We start from the raw sequence: 20,198 nt of genomic DNA, 5'->3' as shown, positions 1-20,198 counted from the left end.
TCCGTACGGAATCCGTAACACGGGTCGGGAATTGCGCGAACCCTGGGGGCAGAGTGATTCGCCGTCGAAGATCGAGGGGTCCTGCCCGTGGAACTCAGCACGATCGCCCGTACCGGAAACCCCGCTGGGCCCTTGCCATTTCCCGTGGAACTGCCGGATCCCGTCGTCGAGATGCTGCTCGACGAACTGGCGGGCGGAGTGTGCCGGGTGCGATCGGCGCGCGCGGATCATGACGAGGAACAGCTGGCGAGCCGTTTCCGGCTCGGTTTCGCGCAGCAGGAGACCGTGCTGCTCGAAGATCCTTTTTCTTTTCTCGTCATCGCCCAGTGCGCCTTGATCCAATTGAGTCTCGGGGTGCGACCCGAACCGGTGCCGGACCACGCCGACGCGCTCCGGCGGATCCTGGCCGAAAGCGGCGTCCACGATGTCACGCCGGCGGTGCTGTCGGCGACCGACCGGCTCGGCGCCTTCGTCAGCGCGATCCGGCACGACCTGAACTCCGGGTTGATCCCCGGCGCCTACGCCGACGATCTCCCGGCTGTGGTGATGGCGGCCGTGGCCTTCAACGCCCCCGAGCCGCTGTGGCCGTCGGTCGAGGCCCGGTCGGGCACGAGGGACCGGGCCGTTCGCGCGGTGGACGGTACGGATCCCAACTCCGTCGTCACCGCGATCGCCCAAGCGGAGGAAGAACTGGCCACGAACGCGATCCAGGCCGCCGAGACCTACGCCGAACTGCGAAGCGGCGCGGTGACCCTGCGCGACGAACTGCCGCAGGGAGAACTCGGCGCGAGCCAAGGCCTGCTGACCTCGCGGGGTATCGACGTGGACGGGATGCGGGCGCTCATCGCTGCACGTCACGAGTACTCGCGCAGCGGTCTGTTCAAGAAGATCATGCTCGGCAACCCGGCCGCGATGATCGAGGACGAGGCCAGGGAGCTGCTGGCGCGCTGGGAGCAGCTGACGGTCGCGGCGCGGAACGCCGCCCAGCGAGCGGAGACCGCTCGCACCGAGGGCGTCGGCGGACTGCGGCCGCTCGCCCGTCCGTTCACCGAGCCCGTCTCCCGGTACAACAAGCTCTGGCCGGAGTCTTCCCGGCAGTTCGATCACTATCGGCGTACGGAGCCCGAGGTGGCGGCGGAACTGGGGGAGCGGCGGGCTCCGCACCACCTGTGGACGTTCGACCCGCTGCCGGGTGAGCGGTGGTCCCGGATGCCGTACCTGGACTACCGGTACCAGAGCATCGTCTTCGTCTCCGACCACCAGAACCTGCCGTACGAGCAGGCCTGCCGGGCTGTGACGGGGATCGTGCTCGACCAGATGTCCCGGGCCCGCCCCGGCCGGCTGACGTTGACCTGGATCGACCCGCGGGGGCGCGGGCAGAGTGCGGGCCCGCTCCTGTCACTGCTCGAGCTCGGCAAACAGCTGATCGGCGACGCCGTCTGGTCCGAACCGGACGACATCGCCGCTGCCCTCCGGCGGGTGAGCGACCGGATGGCGCAGCTGGAACAGCGCGCGCTCAAGGACACCTATCCCGACCTCGACGCCTACAACGAGACGGCGGGGCAGCTGGCCGAACCGAACCACGTCGTCGTCGTGACCGGTTATCCGCAGGGGTTCTCGGAGGACTCCGCCCAGCGGCTGCGCCAGATCATGGAGAGTGGCGCCCGCCTCGGTATCGCTGTGCTCGTGGTCGTGGACCAGTCACTTTCGCACGCCTACCGCATGGACGACACGGGCGGGCACTACCCGGTCGGCCGGGTCGGCGGCACGGCTCCGGCCACGGCGCCTTGGTGGAACGCGCAGCTGCTCCAGCCGTACGCGTATGTGCTGGGTGCGAAGGGTCGTATGCACGCCCCGCTGCAGTTCGGGGAGTACCCGCGCTGGGTTCCGTGCGATCCGCTCGTGTTCACGGCCGAGGCCGCCAACGCGATCGTGGCCGGATACGCGAGCGCCACCGAGTCCGCCGCCGAGGTGAAGATCGACGCCAGCAGCCTGGTCGAACCGGGCACGGGCGCGGTGACGACGAATAGCGTGGACATCCCGCTCGGCCTGCAGGGCCGCCGGGAGATCCTGAGCCTGCGGCTGGGACACAAGCTGTCGCAGAACGTGCTGGTCGGCGGTCTTCCGGGCTCCGGCAAGTCGACGCTCTTCCACACGCTCATCGTCAACGCGATCCGCCGGTACGACCCGGAGGAGCTCGAGCTGTACCTGCTGGACTTCAAGCAGGGCGTCGAATTCCAACCCTACGCGGACGGAGCGTTGCCCCACGCTCGCGTGGTCGCGGTGCAGAGCGAACGGGACTTCGGCCTGTCGGTGCTGCGCGATCTGCGGGCCGAGATCGACCGGCGGGCCGAGCTGCTCCGCGGTCCCCAGGGCGCGGGCGCCGACGGGCTCACCGAATACCGCGAGCGCACCCTCGAGAAGCTGCCTCGGATCGTCGTGGTGGTCGACGAATTCCAGGTGCTCTTCGCGGAGGACGACCGGATCGCCCACGAGTGCGCCCAGCTCCTCGACCACGTGGTGCGGCAGGGCCGCGCGTTCGGCGTGCACACGGTGCTGGGTACGCAGACCTTGCGCGGGCACGGTGCGATGGGCCTGTTGCGCGGCACGCTCGACCAGGTCGCCGTGCGGATCGTGCTCAAGACCAGCGAAACCGACTCACGTCTGTTCCTCAGCGACGAGAACCCGGCGGGCGCGCGCCTGACCCGTCCCGGCCAAGCCGTCTTCAACGGCGACGGTGGCCGGCCGGAGGGCAACGTCGAGTTCCAGGTCGCACACACCGAGGACGCGGCGCGTGACGCCGCCGTCGCCGAAGCCCGGGCATCCGCCGACCGGGCGGGCTTCACCCGGGGTCCCCGCGTGTTCGACGGCACCAAGCCGGTCGACGTCACGCAAGACGACCAGGTCCAGGGACTGGTCGACGGCACCGCGCGGGTCGACGGGAAACGTTTGTGGCTGCACCTCGGCCTGCCGGTGGCGATCAAGGGATCCGGCGGGATCGGGCTGCGGCGCGCGGGCGGGTCGAACCTTCTGATCGTGCACCGGGAGCCGGCACACGCGGTGGGCGCGCTGGCCGTGGCGCTCGCGACGGCGCGGTTGTCGACGGGTGACCCGTTGCGGGTCGTCGGGCTGGACTGCCTGGGACAAGATGACGAGGAGGACGAAAAGCTGCGGCACGTCCTTGAGATCGGCGACAACGCCACGTGCGTGGGTCACGCGAAGATCGCCGCGTCACTCGCGGAGCTCGCGGACGACGTACGGCGCCGGCTGGAGGAGGAACGCGGCGGCGAGCGCACCATCCTTGTGCTCAACGCCCTCCAGCGCGCCCGCGTCCTCGGCGATGAGAACAGCTACGGCGAAGAGGGTTCTCCGCGGGAGAACCTGCTGAAGGTGCTCAGCGAGGGACCGGACTACGGCGTGCACACAGTGGTGCTGACGGACTCGGTCGACGCGGTCGACCGGCGCCTCGGTCACGGTGGCCTGAGCCAGTTCGGCGCCCGGGTCGTCGGGCAGTGTTCAGTCGACGCGTCTCAACGGCTCCTGGGCAGCGGGGCCGCCGGGAAGCTCGGAGAGCACTACGTGGTGCTGCACGAACCGGACGACGATCGGACCGAGACCTTGCGGCTGTTTCCGCGACCGGGCGACGCCTGGCGCTCGGCGGCCGCCGACGCGGCTACCCGGAAGAAGGCGAATCGATGAGCTACCAGGGGTTCGACCCGGACGAGGTCGATCGTGCCGCGCACGTGCTCGGCCAGTCGAGAGAGCAGGTCCAGCAACACGCCAAGCGCGTCCGGGCGTCGATTCACGGCATCAGCCGCTTCCAGGGCAGCGCGGCGGACAAGGCGCGGGCCTACGTCGACCAGGTGGCGAAACGACTGGACCAGGACGCCCGCGACCTCGACGAGGTGATCCAGGCCCTGAAGACGCTGGCGGCCCAGGCCCGCCTGCTGAACCGGTGAGCCGTGCGCTTCGCCGGAGATCCCGACCAGCTGCCTCCCGTCGGCGCCGCGCTGCTGCGCTACGGCGGCCAACTGGCCCAGCACCGGACCGCCGTCGAGCTGGCGTGCGCGGAGGTCTCCCGCGCGGCCGAGGCGGCGGTGAGCCGGCTCGAAGGCAGGCTGCGGACGGCACGCGCCAAACTCGAAGCCGTCGACCCGGAGGACGCTGCGGCTGTGGCCGCGGCAATCCGTGAAGTCGAGATCGCGACGGCGAACCGGGACGCCGGCCGGGAGCAGAAGCGCCGGATCGAGCGGACCGTCGCCGACCTGCGGTCGAGCACCGGACCCCGGTTGCTGAGCGCGATCCGGACCACCGAGCAGGGCCGGGTGCGGGTGCTGGCGCTCTGGCGGCTCGTCGAGCGCGCGGTCAGCGCGTTCGAGACCGCCGTCTCACGCTGCTTGGGTCGTTCGACCGCCCCGATGACCGGCCTCGCCGCGCCGAGCTACGTCTCGGGTTCTGCGATGAACGTCGGCACGAGCGCGAGTCCCGCCGCCCGCTCGCCGTTGCCGCAGCCGATCGGACCCGGCCCGCAGGCGCTCGTCCTCCTCGATCTGATCGACGACTCCGACTCACCGGTGTTCGGCGCGGCGGACTTCCTCAAGGTGGAGATGCGCGTCATGCGTGCTGGTCTGATGCGGCTCGAAACGGAGGTTCTGCCGGCTGTGCGGGCCGGTGCTCGATTGGAGGATATGCGTGAGCTCGACACCAGATCCGGCCTCACTGGTTCGCCTGCTTCCCACGTGACGGTCTACGAGTCCTTTTTCGGTGACACATCGGTCAAATTGAGCCGGGGGCGGGACGGTCGGTACACCGTGCGCAACGGTTACCACCGCATCTGGCTGGCCAGGCAAGCAGGCATCGACAGCTTGCCCGCCGACGTTCTGGACGTACCGTGACCGCGCTGGCGGCGTTGACCACCGCCCTGATCCGCGATCACACCACCTTCCGGGCCGCGACCCGCTCGCTGATGGCGACCTGGCGCGACCCCCACTCCGAGCGGTTCGAACGCGAGGTTCTCGCGGCGCTGGACCAGGACAACGCAGCGGTGCTGAACGCGCTGCGCGACGGAGAGAGCGAACTGGCCCGGGCCGAGCAGGTGCTGCGTGGCGTCGGCGAGTCCCTGAACCCCTGACCGTCCGTCTGTTACCGGACAGGACCGGTTCGGTGCGAAGCCGCCTCGGGAAACGAACAACGCCGGAGATCGATCCGCTCGGGTAACGGTGACCACGCGCCCGTAACAGGCCGTTGTCCGCCATCGACTCCTCCAGCGTCGTTCGCGCTGCCGGTTGCCGGCGGTGTCCTCGATCGAAAAGCATTTCGCGGCCGTTCACGGCGGATCGGACAAAGGAGCGGTATGGCGAGTCCCCGGCAATCGGTCTCGGTTCTGGCGGGAATGGTGAGCCACGAGGCCGAACACCTCTACAACCGCCTGCGGCTGGCGAGGTCCATGCCGAGCGCGATCTTCCAGGCGAATGGCGAAGCGGCCGCGGAGCTGCTGGAGCGGGGCCTCGTGTTCCGGCAGCCCGGCGCCGATCGGGTCGCCCCGGTCGGCACGACCCTCGCCCTGCGTGTGCTGCTCGAGGACCAGCAGGCTCGTCTGGTCGAAGGACACGAGCGGATGGTTTCCGGGTGGGACCGGTTGATATCGCTCGCCGCCGAGACTGTTCCGGCCGGGCCGGCCGCCGGGGTGCGGGTCCTCGACGACCCGCACGAAATCGCCGATCGGGCGGCGGTGCTGCACGCCTCGCCACGCCGGCTCCTGCGGGCGGTGGAGATCGGCGACCCGGCGAGCTGGTGGTCGCGAAAGCTCGTCCGCGTCGGCCGAGCCGGAGCGTTCCGGAGGCTGATCCACGAAGGGGACACCCCTCCCGTGCCGGACCGGCCGGGAGCCGAAGTCCGCTCGTGCGCGCGGTTGACCATCCGGATGGTGCACGTCGACGACGCCGTCGCACTGGTTTCGGCGGACCGCGCCGGTGGGTCCGCGTCCCTGGTCCGCGACCCGGCCCTGCTCGCGGTGCTGGGCGACTGGTTCGACCTCGTCTGGGCAAGCCGCGCCATCGCGGCGGAACCCGCTCGGACCGCCGCCACTTCGGAACTGCCGGCCGACGTGGCGCGGGTTCTCGCGATGATGCCGTTCGACGACGACGAGACCATCGCCCGCAAGACGGGGGTGAGCGTCAGCACCGTCCGCCGCAAGGTACGGCAGGTGTACGGCGCGCTGCAGGTCGACAACCGGTTCGCCGCGGGGGTGGCGGCGGCCCGACGCGGCTGGATCTGAGCCTGCTCTCATGTGAGATCCGGGCGAAGCCGGAGCAGGCGGTCGATCAGGGCCCGGACCTCACTCTCGCCCGCGCCGTGGGGCAGGTGGAGGTACTGGGTGAAGGCCAGTTCTGCGAGTGCCTCCGGCAGATCGTCGAGCTGCAGCCGCTGCCGGGTCCCCACCAGGACGGGGATGACGTCCACACCGTTCTCCCAAGCCAGGAGAATCTCCTTGCGCACCCAGTCTTCCGGGTCGTCGAGCAACCGGTTGCCGTCGCGACCGGTAGCCCGTTCCCAATTGCGCCCGATGACGGCCAGTACCACGCCGCTCGTGCGGACACCGTCCATGAGGGCGGGCCGGTAGTCGGAGCCGGGCTGGATGGAGTTCGTATCGCGGAAGACACGGCGTTCCCCGAACCGACGGGAGAGTTCGTCGTGGAGGAGCAGCACGGTGCCGTCGCCGTCGCCGGTCCGGTAGTTGAGGAAGGCGAGGGGTTTCGCCCGTGGCGGTGTCCGGGTCTCCACCCCCAGCCCGGTCATCGCGTCGACCAGCCACCCGGCGGGCTCCGGTCCGCCGAGGTCCTGCCGCAGCTCGGGGAGTTCGCGCACGAGACCGGAGCACCGCTCGGCGAACAGCACCAAGGTCGGGTTCGGAATGTCCACCATGGACTGCCAGATGATGCCCGCCGCCCACGGCACCTCCCGGCGCAGCCAGGCACCCCACTCGCGGATCACCGGGTACAACCCGTCCCGCTCGACGAGCAGCGCGATGTCGGCGTGGATCCCGGCGAGGTCCGCGCTGCTCAGCAGCCGCAGCAGCGGCAGGTCCGCGGTGGTCTCCAGCGCGGACAGGACTTCACCGTCCAGACGTGCGTGGTGCAGCATCCGGGGCACGGCGGGGTTGAGGTCGAACTCCGGCAGCACCCGTTCGGCTACAGCGGTGACCTGCCCCGGCGACGCGTAGAGGACGCAGTACCCGTTCGTGGTGGTGCCGTCGAATCGGCGGCCACCGAAGACGCGGTCCTGGGGAGACTCGAAGGCTACGGCGGGGTGTGCGACCGGATGGGTGCGCCACAACCGGGTGCCTGCCGGCAGGACGTGCCGGGCGGGTTCGCGGTCGAGACGCTCGGGAGGTGGCAGCAACGGCAACGTTCAGCCCTCCATCGCCGCGACGGCCGCCGCCACGACCGATTCGCGACCAGGCCGGGGGAGCAAGCGGACAGGGGGTTCGTGCAGCCAGCTGTTCGTGCTGAGCCACCAGTCGGCAGCGCCCCAAGGGTCGTCCTGGGCACCGAGAAGACGGTTCACGCGCAGGACGAACTCGGTGGGATTTCCGTCGTCGTCGAGCTGGAACGACGGGACGGCGACTCTTCCGTCGTCGCGGTCCAGCCGGATCAGGTGGGGGACGTCGGGGTCGATCCCTCGTTGCCGCAGTGAGCTGATGTCCTCGCACGCGGTTGTGAGGATCCGGTGGTAGGCCGACCAAGGCGCCCGGTCGGCGAGGCGGAGACGGATCGAGGTCGTGGCGTCGGCGAGTGCCGGTTCCGCCTCGCTCGAGGGTCCGGCGAAGCGGTTGCCGATCTTGACGACCGGATCTTCGTCGGGCAGCCCGGCGAACAGGACTCGGGCGATCGCGGAGCGCAGGTCCACACGCTGTTCGCCGTCGACGGTGTCGGCGAGGCTCAGCACCAGGTCCCGCAACTGCTCCCGCGCGGCCGGCCGGAGTGCGGCGTTGACCCTCTCCCACTGCTCGGCCAGCGCCACGATCATCGCCGGGATCGCCATGTCTTCTCCCCTCGGTCACTCGATTCTCTTTCGCCGAGGGCGGTCTCGGGCCGCGATGACTGGTTCCGGTCACTGGCAGGTTGCCGTCATCGGGCCCATTCGGTGGCCGCGCTGTGCTGGGCTGGTCGGGAGAGGGAACGAGGTGGGGATGAGTTCGTCGGTCGGCTACTACTACTCGGCGGCTGAGGTCGAGGCCGAGCGGGTTCGCGCACTGCGGGCTGATCTGGCCGCCCTGCGGGTGCGGTTCGATCGAGCGCGTCACCAAGCGACCGCGCTGTCGGTCGGCGTACCGAAGGTGAGGATCCGCGCCGGTGAAACCAGCGCGGAGTTGACCGCGACGATCGGCGGGCTGCGCGCCGCGGTCGAAGCTGTCGAGGGCCGTCTCGACACCGCCTGGTCGCAGCGGTGGCGCGAGCGCATCAGGGAAAGCGCGTCCGCCAGGACGCCGTCGGCGGCCGGGCTCAGCGCCGCGGACGAACTCGCGGCCGACCGGGCGCGGACGACGGGTGAGGCGGAACAGCGCGCCGCGCGGGCTCGGGAGTCGGCGATGAACGACGCCCGGCGGCTCGTGGAACAGGATGGGCCGCGATGTGACCCGGCGGATCTCGAGCGGCTCACCGAGGAGCTCGGAAAGCTCGCGCGATTGGAGAAAGTGGCCGACGTCCGGGCCGGGGCACTCGGGTTCGCTCTCGAGGTCAAGGAATCGGTCGTCCGCCGCAAGACGGCCGACGTGGCGGAGGAGGTTCGGGCAGCCCTGCTCACCCTGGTTCCCGAAGCCCCGGAGGCGGAACGCGACCAGCTGGCCGAGGCGGTGCGCGCCGCGGTGGATCCGGAGACGATGCGGAACGCCGTGCACCAGGCCGTGGAACGCGCCGATGTCGCGCGGTGCCGGTCGACGGTCGCCGTGGCCGCCGCCGAGGCGCTGACCGCCGCCGGATGCACGGTCGGGGACGACTTCGCCACCTTGCTCGCGGACCGGCGGGAAGCGGTGGCGCGCCTGGACGGCGATCCGAAGGGTTACGGCGTGCTCGTCCGGTTGCCGGACGACGGCGCCCGGATCATGGCGGCCGTCGTCCGATCCGAAACGGTCGAGGCCGACGCGGACCGCGATGTCGCGGCCCAGCGCGGGTTTTGTGACGTCACGCTGCCCAAGCTGGTCGGTTCGCTGGACGCAGGCGGCGTGAAGCTCGGCGAAACCCCGTTCCTGCGGCTGGAACCCGGCCGCCGCGCGGTGCCGGCAGTCGATGCGGATCGCCTGCCCCGGACGCGGAAGGTGAAGAAGACCAGAGCCGCGTATCAGGCCGGAACCGAGCAGCGGCAGCGGGAGCGCCGGGATGGCTGAGCTCCCACCGTGGGTGCGGGAATTGGACATGTCCCTCACCACGCACCCGCAGATCCTGCTCGTGGGCAACGTGAGGGACCAGTACCTGCTGCCCGCCGAGGACGGGAGCGGCGGCCTTCTGCCACTCGGGCTGTGGGACGTCGTCGAGCGGGTCTGCCGGCGGCGAGGGTTCGGCGCGCTCGCCACGTTCGACGTGGTGCACGACCGGATGAGCCTGCAGAACCTGCGCGAGCAAGGCCTGGAGGTCCCGGACTCACTGCGGGAGATGGCCGTCGCCGACGCGATGACCGGTGCGACCGCGGGCGCGTCCGGGGACGAGGAGCCCGACGTCCGGATGCTGCGGCGGATCCGGCGCGTCCTGCGCGACATCGTCGAGACCCGTGGCACCCCGGTCGCCGTCATGTTCCCGTATGCCCAGCGGCTCGGATCACCGCGTTCCGAGTTGTCGGGCGAGGGGAAGCTCCTGATGGCGAGCGCGGAGGCGCTGGCCCACGAGGCGACCGAGGTCGCGGGCGCCGACGGCGCGATGGTCTTCAACACCGTGTTCTGGGTGGCCGAACGGCAGGACCAGATGCCCATCGACTTCGCGCTCTCCTCGCGAACGGTACGGGTGGTGACGATCCCGCCGGCTCCGATCGACCAGCGGCAGGCCGCGGCCGAGCTGGCCGTCCGCAGTGTCCTGGCCTCCACCGGCGGAGGCGATTCCGCCGGTTCGTGGGTCGCGGCGGCAGTGGAGAACCTCGTCGGTGTCACACACGGCATGTCGAACTCGGAGGTGCTCGCGATCGCGAAGGTCGCCTTGGACCAGCGGATCCCGGTCGAGCGGCTGGACGAGGCCGCACGGCTCTACCGGATCGGTGTGACCGACAACCCGTGGGCCGCCGCGGAGATCCGGAAGAAGATCGTCGACGGCGAGCGCCGCCTCACGGGGGAGGGTGCCGACGGCACCGTGGACTCGATCGGCGTCCTCGGTCAGGACCGCGCGGTGCGCAAGGCGGTCGACATCTTCATGCGGTCCGCGGCCGGGCTCACCGGCGCCCAGTCCTCGAGTTCGCCGAACCGGCCGCGCGGGGTGCTGTTCCTCGCCGGGCCGACCGGAGTCGGCAAGACCGAGCTGGCCAAGGGGATCGCGCGGATGATCTTCGGCCGCGACGCCGAGCCGATCCGGTTCGACATGAGCGAATTCGGCCAGGAACACGCGCGGGAACGGCTGATCGGCGCTCCACCGGGGTTCGTCGGCTTCGACGCGGGCGGGGAGCTGACCAACGCGGTCCGGGCGACCCCGATGTGCGTGCTGCTGTTCGACGAGATCGAAAAGGCACACCCGCGGCTGTTCGACATCTTCCTCCAGATCCTGGAGGACGGCCGGCTGACCGACGGCCGGGGATCCACTGTGCACTTCACGGAGTGCGTGCTGATCTTCACCTCCAACCTCGGCATGACGTCGTCGGCGACCGGCGGCCGGACGCTGACCCGGCTGACCCACCGCAGCGATCCGGACGACGTGCGGCGGGTCCTGGAACAGGCCTTCGTCGACTTCTTCGACACCAAGCTCGGCCGGCCCGAGCTGCGCAACCGGATCGGCGACTCGTTCATCGCGATGGACTTCATCCAGCCCGAAGTCGTCCCGGCGCTGCTGGACAAGGCCCTGAAGTCGGTGCGCTCGCGGGTGGACGCCGTGCACCGGATCGACCTCGTGCTCGCGCCCGAGGCACGGCAGGCGTTGCACGACCGCGCGGTGGACGCGCTCGACTCCGGCGGCCGCGGGGTGAACACCGTGGTCGAGACACTGCTGATCAACCCGTTGTCCCGGGAGCTGCTCGTCGATCCGCCGGAGCCCGGCGCCACGTGGACGGTGACGGCGATCAAGGCCACCGGTGACGAGACGGCGATCGAGGTGAGCCGATGCTCCGCGTGAACCGGGTCCACCACCCCGTCACGGCGCTGGGCCCGGGGACCCGGCTGGGTATCTGGCTGCAGGGCTGCCCCCTCGCGTGCCCGGGCTGCATGTCGCGCGACACCTGGGATCCGAACGGCGGCACCGATGTGCCGATCGCGGAACTGGTGGCGCTGTGGCGGCGCGCGGTGGCCGCCGGTGCGGACGGCCTGACCGTCAGCGGTGGCGAACCGCTCGAGCAGGCCGAACCGCTGGCGCGGTTCCTCGACGAGGCCAGGGCGGTCGGCGGTGATCAGGAACCGGACTTCCTGCTCTACACCGGCTTCGAGCTCGACGAGCTCGACGTGACCCGGAGAGCCGTGCTCGCGCGAGCCGACGCCGTCGTCACCGGCCGGTACCAGGTCGCACTGCCGACCGGTCTGCTGTGGCGGGGTTCGGCGAACCAGCAGCTCATCCCGTTGACCGACCTGGGCCGAGACCGCTACGCGGCGTACACCGACTTCGTCGTGGACCACCCCCCGATCCAGATCGCGGTCGACGACGAGCGGCTGTTCGTCATCGGCGTGCCGCCGCCCGGCGCGCTGCCGCGGCTCGAACGCGCGCTGCGGGACCAAGGCATCGCATTCCGGGAGGTGGCGTGGCGACGCTGAAGTACGAGTGCGCGATCGATCCGGCCGGCTGCGGGGACTACGCCGCGCCGGGATTCTGTACCCGTCATCCGCTGCGGCCGTTGCGGGCGATCCGGACGGTCGTACCACCCGACCACCCGACCCCGCGGGAAACCGGGCCGGAACCCGGACCGGCTGCCCGGCCCGACGTGTCGGTGACGCTGCTCGGCCGCACGGTCACGGTGGCCGGCGACGGTCTGTGTCTCGGGCGGGAGGCAGGGCCGTTCGCCGATGTCCCCGACATGGACCGCCACACCCAGATCTCGCGTGAGCACGCGAAGATCTACTGGCTCGGAGACGTGCTGTACATCCGGGACTGCGGTTCGACCAACGGGACCTACGTCGACGGCGAGCGCGTCGACACCCCGCGGCGACTGGTCCCCGGCCAGAGTCTGCGGCTCGGCCTGGACGTGCCGGTGACCGTGGCCGCGCAGGAGCTCGACGAGTTCGGGCTGCCGCGGTGAGCGCCGTGGTGAAGGTCGCCGTGACGACGGGACCGGGGTTGGTGCGGGCGGCGAACGAGGACCGCCTGGGCGTGTTCGGCTGGCTGGGCCCGCTCGAAACACCCGGTCCGGTCGTGCTGGCCGCCGGTCTCGACGCAGCGCTGGTGGCCGTGGTGGCCGACGGGCTGGGCGGGCATCTCGCGGGCGAGGTCGCCAGCCTCGCGGCCGTCTCCGGCTTCATGGCCGACCCCGCCGGGCTGACCGACGAGACCGCGGTGCGGGACCGCTGCCTGGAGATCCATGCGGACCTGCTCGAAGCCGCCGCGGCACGTCCGGACCGGAACGGGATGGGCACCACCTTGTCCGCGGTGGTGCTGCGCGGGGAGGACGTCCTGGTCTGCAACGTCGGGGACAGCCGCGTCTACTACGTCGAGCCCGGACTCGTCGAACAGTTGACGGCCGACGACGTCGACCCGCTCGGATCCGGTGCCCTGACGCAGGTGCTCGGGGGACTGCCCGACCGCCCCGTGTCACCGCGGATCAGCCGGATCCCGGTCACGCCGGGTCTCCGGCTGCTCCTGTGCACCGACGGCTTGCACGGGGTTGTCTCGGCAGAGGTCCTGCGCGACCGGGCCGCGGCGCCGAGGCTCGAGGACGCGGTCGCCGGCCTGGCATTGGCGGCGGCCGAGGCGGGCGCGCCGGACAACGTCTCGATCTGCTTCCTGGAAGTCACCGCATCCCGACCAGCCGAGGAGAACCATGGCTGAACCGGCCGACGCACCTCGTCCCGCCGCCGACCGGACCCGGCAGCAGGGCCGCCGGTCGACGCCCACCGTCCAGCAGGGCGGCTCTGACGAGGCGCCCGGCGGGCCGGGGGCGGCCGGGCGGACCCGCCGGCAGGGGCGGCCGGACGCGACCAGACGTCAGGAGCCCGGCGAATCCAGTGCGAACACGGGGGACCCGGTCTTCCCGGACGCCCTGCGCGACCGCTACACCCCCGAAGAGCTGCGGGGGTACGGCACGGAAGGTGCCGTCTGGCGTTGTACGACCGGCGCGGGGCAGCGGGTCGCGGTGAAGGTCAACTTCGCCGGGCGGCCGATGGACGCCGAGCTGCTGGATCACCTGTCGCGACCCGCGTTCCGCCGTCACGTACCCGAGATCCACGACCACGGCAGGCTCATGACCCCGCACGGCGAAGTGTTCTGGGCCGCGATGGAGTACCTGGACCGGACGCTCGAAGACGTCGTCGGGGCCGGCCTCGACGCGGCTCGGGGACAGGAGGTCCTGGCCGAGGTCGCCCGCTGCCTGGCTTTCTGGCAGGGCGAGATCGAGCGGAACCCGCTGGACTTCAAGCCGGACAACCTGATGGTCCGTGCGGAGTCCCCGCCGCGCGTAGTGCTGGCCGACTTCGGCGGTGTCGCCGCGTTCACCGCCAGCCAGCAAGTGGGTGGCACCTTCATGGCGGCGCTCGCCTACACCCCGCCCGAAGGGGTCTGGCAGGAGAAGCGATCACCGTGGCCGTGGTGGTCGCTCGGCGAGATCGCCTACCTGATCCGGACCGGGCACACGCGGTTCCAGTCGCCGGACGGCACCCGGTACCCGGACGAGGTCGTCCTGCGCATCCGGCACGTCGGAGTGCTCGAACTCGGCGGGATCGCGGAGCCGCGCTGGCAGCTCCTGCTGCGCGGCCTGCTCACGAGGGATCCGGCCGATCGCTGGACCCACGGGGAGATCACCGAGTGGCTGGCCGGGGGAAGCCCCGCGGTGATCGGCCCGGAAGCCGCTCCCGGTGCCACGGAACCGAAGCACGGCCCGATCACCTTCGCCCACGGGCGTACGTTTCGTGATCCGGCGGAGCTGGCCGTCCAGCTGCTCGACGCACCGGACCTGGCGGAAGAGTGGCTGTGCGGGGAAGGCCGGCAGGCGCTCCTCGACTGGCTGGGGCGCGAGAAGCTCACGAGCCGGTTCGACATCACCCTGCTGCGCGGGCTGAGCAAGGGGTTGCCCGGCGTGCACCGAGCGGTGCTCGCGTTCGGCGCCTCCTTCGCACCGTCGGCTGTGCCTCGGTGGCGTGGGCATCCGGTGGATGCCGGTGGTCTGCTGCAGCTTCTCGGCGACGGCGACGGAGCGGCGATCGCCAGGGAACTGGCCGACTCCCGCGCGTTCGGGACGGCCGCTGAGTACCGGTGCGGGCACGACAGCTGCGCCGGCCGGTGCGCGGTGCTCGACGAGGTGGCCGTCGAGCTGCCGCGCACGGTCGCCGCGGCCGAAGCCGTCATCCGCGAAACCCGTGCGCCGGACGCGCCGATTTCCCTCGGTGATCCCGAGCGCGCTCGTCTGCACGACCTTGCGCTGCTGGTCCTCCTGGAGCCATCGCTCGCCGCCAGACAGGTGCGGGCCGGCGCCGCTACCGTCCTCTTCGGACCCCGGTGGTGGCGGTCGTTCGCGCTGCGCGTGGCGAGGGCTGATCCGTCGACGCCGGCCGGTCGCGCACTCGTCACCGCGGCAGGCGTCCTGGAACGGCGGGCGCACGAGGACACCTCGGGGGCGATCGGGGAACAGCGCGACGCGGTGCGGAGGCGCCTGAGCCGGTCGGGCCGGTCACTCGGTATCGCGTTGCTCTCGTTCTTCGGGATGCTCCCGGCCCTGTGGGTGGCGGCCATGCTGGCGCACGCGGAACAGGCCTTCGGTGACAACCCCGCGCTCGCCGCGGCGGCGATGAACGGGGCGACCGCCGTCCAGCTCGGTCTGGCTCCGGCCGTACTGGTGCTCGCGTCCTTGACGGTCCTTCTGGGACGCCCTCGGCGTTTCTGGACGCTTTGCGGGTGGGGGCTGGCCGTGTTGTGCGGTTTCTTCGGCGACACCTTGCCCCCGTTCACGATCGTCGAGGTCCCGGGTCCGGTCGATGACCTCCTCACCGAAGTGGCCGGTCTCTGGACGGGCAAACCCTGGCCGGGAGTGCTCGTGAGCCTGCTCGTCGCGGGCGTGTTCCTGCTCGTCGTGCAGCGGTTGTCGGCGGGTCCGGCCGGGTGGACGGACGGTTATCCGAGCACCCGCGCGGTTTCCCCGCCGCGCAGGGCGGCGGTGTACGGGCTGGTCGTCGTGGCCTTGCTGGCCGGGTTGTGGGCGGCCGGAGCGCTCGCCTCGGCGGTGACCGGCCGTGGGCGCTTCTCGATCGGTGACGGCGGTCCGTACTTCGCCGTCGTCCAGAGCAGCTTCGTCCTGCCGGTGCTCGTGGCCGCGGCGATCGTCGCGATGGGGTGGCCGAGGACGCACCGGCTGTTGCTGGCTTGCTTCGCCGGAGTGGTCGTGATCGGTGTCTGGGGTACCGAAATCCCGCCGCTGGAAGCGATCCGGTATCCCGTGCTGACCGGGCCGCTGGTGCGGCTCGGCGCTTTCTGGGGGAGCGGCGCGTTCTGGGCCGCGCTCCTGGTGTACCTGCCGGTGATCGGGCTGTGCTACCGAACCGTCCGCCGGCTGGGCCGCCCGTGACCGTGCCGGAGCCGGTGGCGGCGGGGATCGAGCAGCTCAGAGGCGATCTGGCGTCCGCCGGTTACGACCGGGAGGCGAAGGTGCGAGCCGACTTGTGCGCGGCGTTGGTCGAGCAGTACGACAGCGGTGAGGTGGCCGAAGACCCGGAAGACCTGGCGGAAGCCCGGTACCACGCCGAGTGGATCCTCGCCGTCGTCCCGCCGGGTGAGCTCGAGTGGATGATGGCCCAGATGGTGCTGCGCGACGCATGTCAAGGGCTCTTGGGGCTGGCCGGCGACGACGCGGATCCCGAGTTGCTCGACGTGGCGATCGAAGCGGGCCGGTGTGTCACGGAGTTCGATCCCACGGCTCTGAACCGGCTGACGCAGGGTGAAATGCTCCTCGAGCGGGAGGGCACCGACCGCGAGGGCGAGGGCGACCTGGCCGAGGCCGTGACCCTGCTCGAGGCGGCCCGGGCCGACGGGCCGGACGGCGACCTCGGGACCGCGGTCACCGTGACGCTCGGGTTCGCCTTGACCCGCTGGGAGCGCCTGCGGGCCGAACCGGGTGCGGTCGAAAGGCTCACCCGGCCGATCGAACTGCTCACCGGAAGTCTCGGTGCGCTGGGGCAGGGCTACATCTCCCGGGACGAAGTGCTCTACAACCTCGCCGAACTCCACACCCTGCGCTACGTCAGCCCGGAGTTCGAACGCACCGGCGCGGACCTGGCCGAGCTCGACCAAGCAGTCGAGTACCTGCAGGGCGTACGGGAGAAGGATCACCCGATGGTGGTCGAGCGGCTGGCGTCGGCCCTGTACATGCGGCTCGGTGAGGCGGCCGACCCGATGGATGCCGAAATGGGCATCCGGGTGCTCACCCGCGTCGCACGGGACGGCAAGGACGCGCTGGAGGAACAGCAGCGGGAGATCTTCGGCGACTTCCTCCTCGAGCGGGCGAAGCGCGTGCCGACCCTTGAAAACGTCGAAGCCGTGATCGAATACCTCGAAGAAGCCCGGAAAGGGAGCGGGTCCGGCACGCCGATGGGCCTGACGCTGCTCCAGGCGTACGCACTCCGCTCCGGCCTCGCGCCGGGCACGCTCGAGCCCGTGATCGCGCTCCTCGACGAAACGATCGCCGGCGAATCGGGAACCGGGCTGAGCCGGGAATGGCTCCGCACCGTGCGCTCGATCGCTCTCGCCGAGACCGCAGTGCTGGCGGGCGACCTGGCTTCGGCGGCCGCCGAAGCCGAGTTCCTGTCGGTGCAAGCGCGGCACCGGAGTTCCCTGGACAGCGATCTGACACTGGTCCTGAGCGTGGCGGCGGTGATCCGCCGGCTACGAGACCAGCCCGGCCGTGAGCCACCCTTCACCGGGTTCTTCGCGCGGCTCGCCGCTTTCGACGCGGACGACATGGTGGTCTGGCTCCATTGGTTCGACCAGGCGGACTCCCCGCCCGGCGGGGCGGACGAGCTGACGGCCGTCGCGCTGCTCCGGTCCTACCTGGTCGACGAGTCCGAGCCGGGTGCTTCACGGCACAAGGCGGTGCTCGCCGCGATCGAGTGCCTGTCGGACGCCGACGCGGCGCTGGCCTCGGACGATCCCGTCCGGCTGGTCGTCCAGCAGCGGCTCGGCATCCACCACGCCGACCTCGCCCGGCACGTGTCCGATGGGGAAGCGGACATCCGGCGCGCCGCCGCGATCTTCGACGACCTGCTCGTCCGCCTCGAACCCGACCACCCGCTCTGTCGGGACACCCTGTACCGGTACGGAGCCGTGATCACGATCGCGGCCATGTACCGCGCTACGGTGATCGATCACGATACCGGGGAGAAGCTTCTTCGCGAGGCCGCCGAGGACCCGGGAAATTCACGTGACTACCGAGCGCACTGCTTGGCTTCGATCGGTCATGTCGACATGCTCCGCTTCGCCAAGGAGCGTCGCCCCGAACGCATGGCCGCGGGAATGGCCTGCTTCCGCCGGATAGCCGAAATCCTCCCGCGAGGCGATCCTCGGGGCGAGGACGCGCTCCACACCCTGGCGCTGGCCCACGTCGACCGTTTCGGTGAGCTCGGCGACCTCCGCGACATCGACCTGGCCATGCGGTACGTCGAGCAGCTGCAGGCGGGACCGTGCACGCTGGACGAGGCCGAGCTCGCCAGGACGGCCGCGCACCTGCGTGCCGTCCGAGCGGCCGCCGGAGCGCAGGGTCTCGCGGTCGATCTCGACGAGCACATCGCCGAACTCGTCGTACGGTTCGAGCGCGACAGCGCGGCGATCACCGGGACGGCGATGACCCACGCGCACGTGCTGGTCGAGGGCAACCAGCTCGCCGATCTCCTGGCGATGCGAGCGATGCACGCCGGTGACCTGGCCGACGTGGTGTCCGCGGACTCGGTCATGGCGCGTGTGCTGGAACTGACCCCACCCGGCAACGCCCTCTACGCGTCGTTCGAGATCAAGGGCGTCCTGCTGACGGTGCTGACCGCGTTGATCACCGCGGACCGGGCTCGTTTCGACGGCGCCCTGGCGCGGCTGGAGGTGCTCGGCGCTTCACCGGACCCTCAGGTCACGGCGTTCTTGCCGTGGCTCTTGGCCGCGTCATGGCTCATCTGGCACACAGCGACGAACAGTACGGAGGCGCGGGAGAACGCGCTTCGCGCCTTCGAAGCCGCCACCAGCGGTCCGGCCGGCACCACCAACCGCGGTCTGCCGATGTTGGGGGGCTTGGCGGCGTCGGCCTACTGGGACCACGGGACCACGATGCACGCCGAGCGCGCCGTCGAGATCAGCTTCTCCCTCCTCGGCCAGCAGGCTCGGGAAGTGCTGCTCCAGAGCGGGGGCGACCACGGGCTGGCCCGGGCGCAGAAGGCGGCGGAGCAGTCCCTGCTGCTGACCTTGCGGTGTCTGGCACTGGGCGACCGGCACCGAGCGGTGGAAGCGATTGAAGCGGGACGCGGGATGGTGCTCGGCGCGGTCTCGACGGCGGCGAACCTCGGGGCCGAACTGCGCCGCGCCGGCCACCAGGGACTCGCCGACGAGTGGGAACTCGCCGCGACCGACGCGGATCGGTTCGACGACGAGGAATCGAGTCTGCTGACCCTGGCGCAGGCCCTGACGGCGCCCGCGGCGGTGAGCGACCTGCGGCACCGCGTTCTCGAGGCACTGTCCACCGAGCCGGCCGGGAGCTCGCCGTCGCGGCCGCCCGGGGCCGCGGAGATCACGGCCGCGCTGCGGGAGATCGGCGCCGACGTGCTGTGCTACCTGATTCCCTGCCAGGGTGAGGCGTACGGCCGGGCGCTGCTGGTCTTCGCCGACGGAGCGCTCGACGAGGTCGTCCTGCCGTTGCTGCGCGACGACGACGGCGCGTACCTGAACTACCTCGACGTGCGTGGACGTGCTGATTCCGCCGAGCGGGGTTCACCGGCCGCGCGCCGCTGGGCCGGTGAAGTCGACGCGATCGTCGAGTGGGCTTGGGAAGTCGCGATGCGGCCCGTCGCCGCCCGGGTGCGCCGCCTGATCGCCGGCACCCCGCGGCTGGTGGTCATCGCGTGCGGTGGCCTGGGTGCCGTCCCGTGGCACGCGGCCGGTCCGGCCGGCAGGCCGCTCGTCCACGAGATGACGGTGTCCTACGCCTCCACCGCGCGGCAGCTGTGCGAGGTCGCCGGACGGGCCACGTCACCGCTGGGGGAGCGGCCGGTCGTCGTGACGGACCCCGAGGGAAGCCTGGTCGGGTCGCAGGAGGAAGCCGCCTACCTGCGCGGGATCTACCCGGGCGGCCGGTTCTACGGCCGGGCCGCTGGCGACGCCGCGGTGGTCGGAGCGGGAACGCCGGAGGAGGTACACCTCGCGTCCCGGTCCGCGTCGATGCTCCACCTTTCCTGCCACGCGAGGAGCGGCGCGGTTCCGTCCGAGTCGGCGCTGCTGCTGGCGGGCGGGACCTTGACCGTGGAGCGGATTCTGCGGCCCGGCGGGCGCCGGACCCTGCCGGGTGGGCTGGTGGTCCTGGCTGCCTGCCAGAGCGATCTGACTTCGGCGGCCCACGACGAGGTGCTGACGTTGGGGGCGTCGTTCATCTCGGCCGGAGCCACGGGTGTCGTCGGATCGCGGTGGTCGGTGGACGACGTCCACTCCAGCTTGATGATGTGCGTGCTGCACCGTGAGCTCGTCGAATTCGGCCGGGCTCCCGCGGAGGCTTTGCGGGCCGCCCAGCTGTGGGCCCTGGACCCGGACCGGCAGGCGCCGCCGGGGCTGCCTGACGGACTGGCACGACGGGCCGCCTCCGACGAGCTGTCCCGCCCGCACGCCTGGGCGGCGTTCGGCTATCTGGGGCGCTGA

The 20,198-nt window shown here is 71.2% G+C and carries 14 protein-coding genes; 12 read left to right on the top strand and 2 right to left on the bottom strand.

Features of this window, described 5'->3' with window-relative positions; translation table 11 throughout:
• The first annotated feature begins 144 nt into the window (after positions 1-144).
• The 5 genes from OG570_RS36760 to OG570_RS36740 all read left to right on the top strand — a co-directional run bounded on the left by OG570_RS36760 (position 145) and on the right by OG570_RS36740 (position 6,277).
• Positions 145-3,699 (top strand): FtsK/SpoIIIE domain-containing protein, encoded by a 3,555-nt coding sequence (locus OG570_RS36760; RefSeq protein WP_326953457.1) that lies wholly within the window; start codon positions 145-147, stop codon positions 3,697-3,699.
• Entirely contained in the window at positions 3,696-3,959 is a 264-nt protein-coding gene (locus tag OG570_RS36755; RefSeq protein ID WP_326953456.1) for a WXG100 family type VII secretion target, read from the top strand. The genes OG570_RS36760 and OG570_RS36755 overlap by 4 nt, the downstream gene beginning before the upstream one ends.
• Positions 3,960-3,962: 3 nt before the next feature.
• Positions 3,963-4,895: a hypothetical protein gene (locus tag OG570_RS36750; protein WP_326953455.1), complete on the top strand. Its 933-nt coding sequence runs from the start codon at positions 3,963-3,965 to the stop codon at positions 4,893-4,895.
• Positions 4,892-5,131, top strand: coding sequence for a hypothetical protein (locus OG570_RS36745; protein ID WP_326953454.1), 240 nt, complete (start codon positions 4,892-4,894; stop codon positions 5,129-5,131). The genes OG570_RS36750 and OG570_RS36745 overlap by 4 nt, the downstream gene beginning before the upstream one ends.
• Before the next feature lie 222 nt (positions 5,132-5,353).
• Positions 5,354-6,277 carry a hypothetical protein gene (locus OG570_RS36740; protein WP_326953453.1) on the top strand — a complete coding sequence of 308 codons (924 nt, stop codon included), beginning with the start codon at positions 5,354-5,356 and terminating at the stop codon, positions 6,275-6,277.
• 8 nt (positions 6,278-6,285) lie between these two features.
• Here the strand turns inward: OG570_RS36740 and OG570_RS36735 are convergent, their stop codons facing one another.
• A complete protein-coding gene (locus OG570_RS36735; RefSeq protein ID WP_326953452.1) occupies positions 6,286-7,407 on the bottom strand; it encodes an RES domain-containing protein in 1,122 nt (373 codons plus the stop codon).
• A gap of 3 nt (positions 7,408-7,410) precedes the next feature.
• Positions 7,411-8,043, bottom strand: a complete 633-nt coding sequence (locus OG570_RS36730) for a hypothetical protein (RefSeq protein WP_326953451.1) — start codon at positions 8,041-8,043, stop codon at positions 7,411-7,413.
• On the opposite strand from OG570_RS36730, the gene OG570_RS36725 reads away from it, so the two are divergent.
• Genes OG570_RS36725 through OG570_RS36695 form a run of 7 tightly spaced genes read left to right on the top strand, consistent with a single transcriptional unit; the run spans position 8,042 to position 20,198 of the window.
• Positions 8,042-9,385, top strand: coding sequence for a hypothetical protein (locus OG570_RS36725; protein WP_326953450.1), 1,344 nt, complete (start codon positions 8,042-8,044; stop codon positions 9,383-9,385). The genes OG570_RS36730 and OG570_RS36725 overlap by 2 nt on opposite strands.
• Complete coding sequence (locus OG570_RS36720) at positions 9,378-11,303, top strand: AAA family ATPase (RefSeq protein WP_326953448.1); 1,926 nt, start codon at positions 9,378-9,380, stop codon at positions 11,301-11,303. The genes OG570_RS36725 and OG570_RS36720 overlap by 8 nt, the downstream gene beginning before the upstream one ends.
• A complete protein-coding gene (locus tag OG570_RS36715; RefSeq protein ID WP_326953447.1) occupies positions 11,291-11,932 on the top strand; it encodes a 4Fe-4S single cluster domain-containing protein in 642 nt (213 codons plus the stop codon). Before OG570_RS36720 ends, OG570_RS36715 begins: the two co-directional genes overlap by 13 nt.
• Positions 11,920-12,414, top strand: coding sequence for an FHA domain-containing protein (locus OG570_RS36710; RefSeq protein ID WP_326953444.1), 495 nt, complete (start codon positions 11,920-11,922; stop codon positions 12,412-12,414). The genes OG570_RS36715 and OG570_RS36710 overlap by 13 nt, the downstream gene beginning before the upstream one ends.
• Positions 12,411-13,160: a PP2C family protein-serine/threonine phosphatase gene (locus tag OG570_RS36705; RefSeq protein ID WP_326953443.1), complete on the top strand. Its 750-nt coding sequence runs from the start codon at positions 12,411-12,413 to the stop codon at positions 13,158-13,160. The genes OG570_RS36710 and OG570_RS36705 overlap by 4 nt, the downstream gene beginning before the upstream one ends.
• Positions 13,153-15,885 (top strand): protein kinase domain-containing protein, encoded by a 2,733-nt coding sequence (locus OG570_RS36700; RefSeq protein ID WP_326953442.1) that lies wholly within the window; start codon positions 13,153-13,155, stop codon positions 15,883-15,885. Before OG570_RS36705 ends, OG570_RS36700 begins: the two co-directional genes overlap by 8 nt.
• On the top strand, positions 15,882-20,198 hold the full coding sequence (locus OG570_RS36695) for a CHAT domain-containing protein (RefSeq protein ID WP_326953441.1): 4,317 nt from the start codon (positions 15,882-15,884) through the stop codon (positions 20,196-20,198). Before OG570_RS36700 ends, OG570_RS36695 begins: the two co-directional genes overlap by 4 nt.

Origin of the sequence: Amycolatopsis sp. NBC_01286, from assembly GCF_035982555.1 — a bacterium.
In the GTDB taxonomy this organism is placed as follows: domain Bacteria; phylum Actinomycetota; class Actinomycetes; order Mycobacteriales; family Pseudonocardiaceae; genus Amycolatopsis.
Note: the sequence above shows the minus strand (reverse complement) of the source record. Positions and strands in the feature narration are given on the sequence as shown.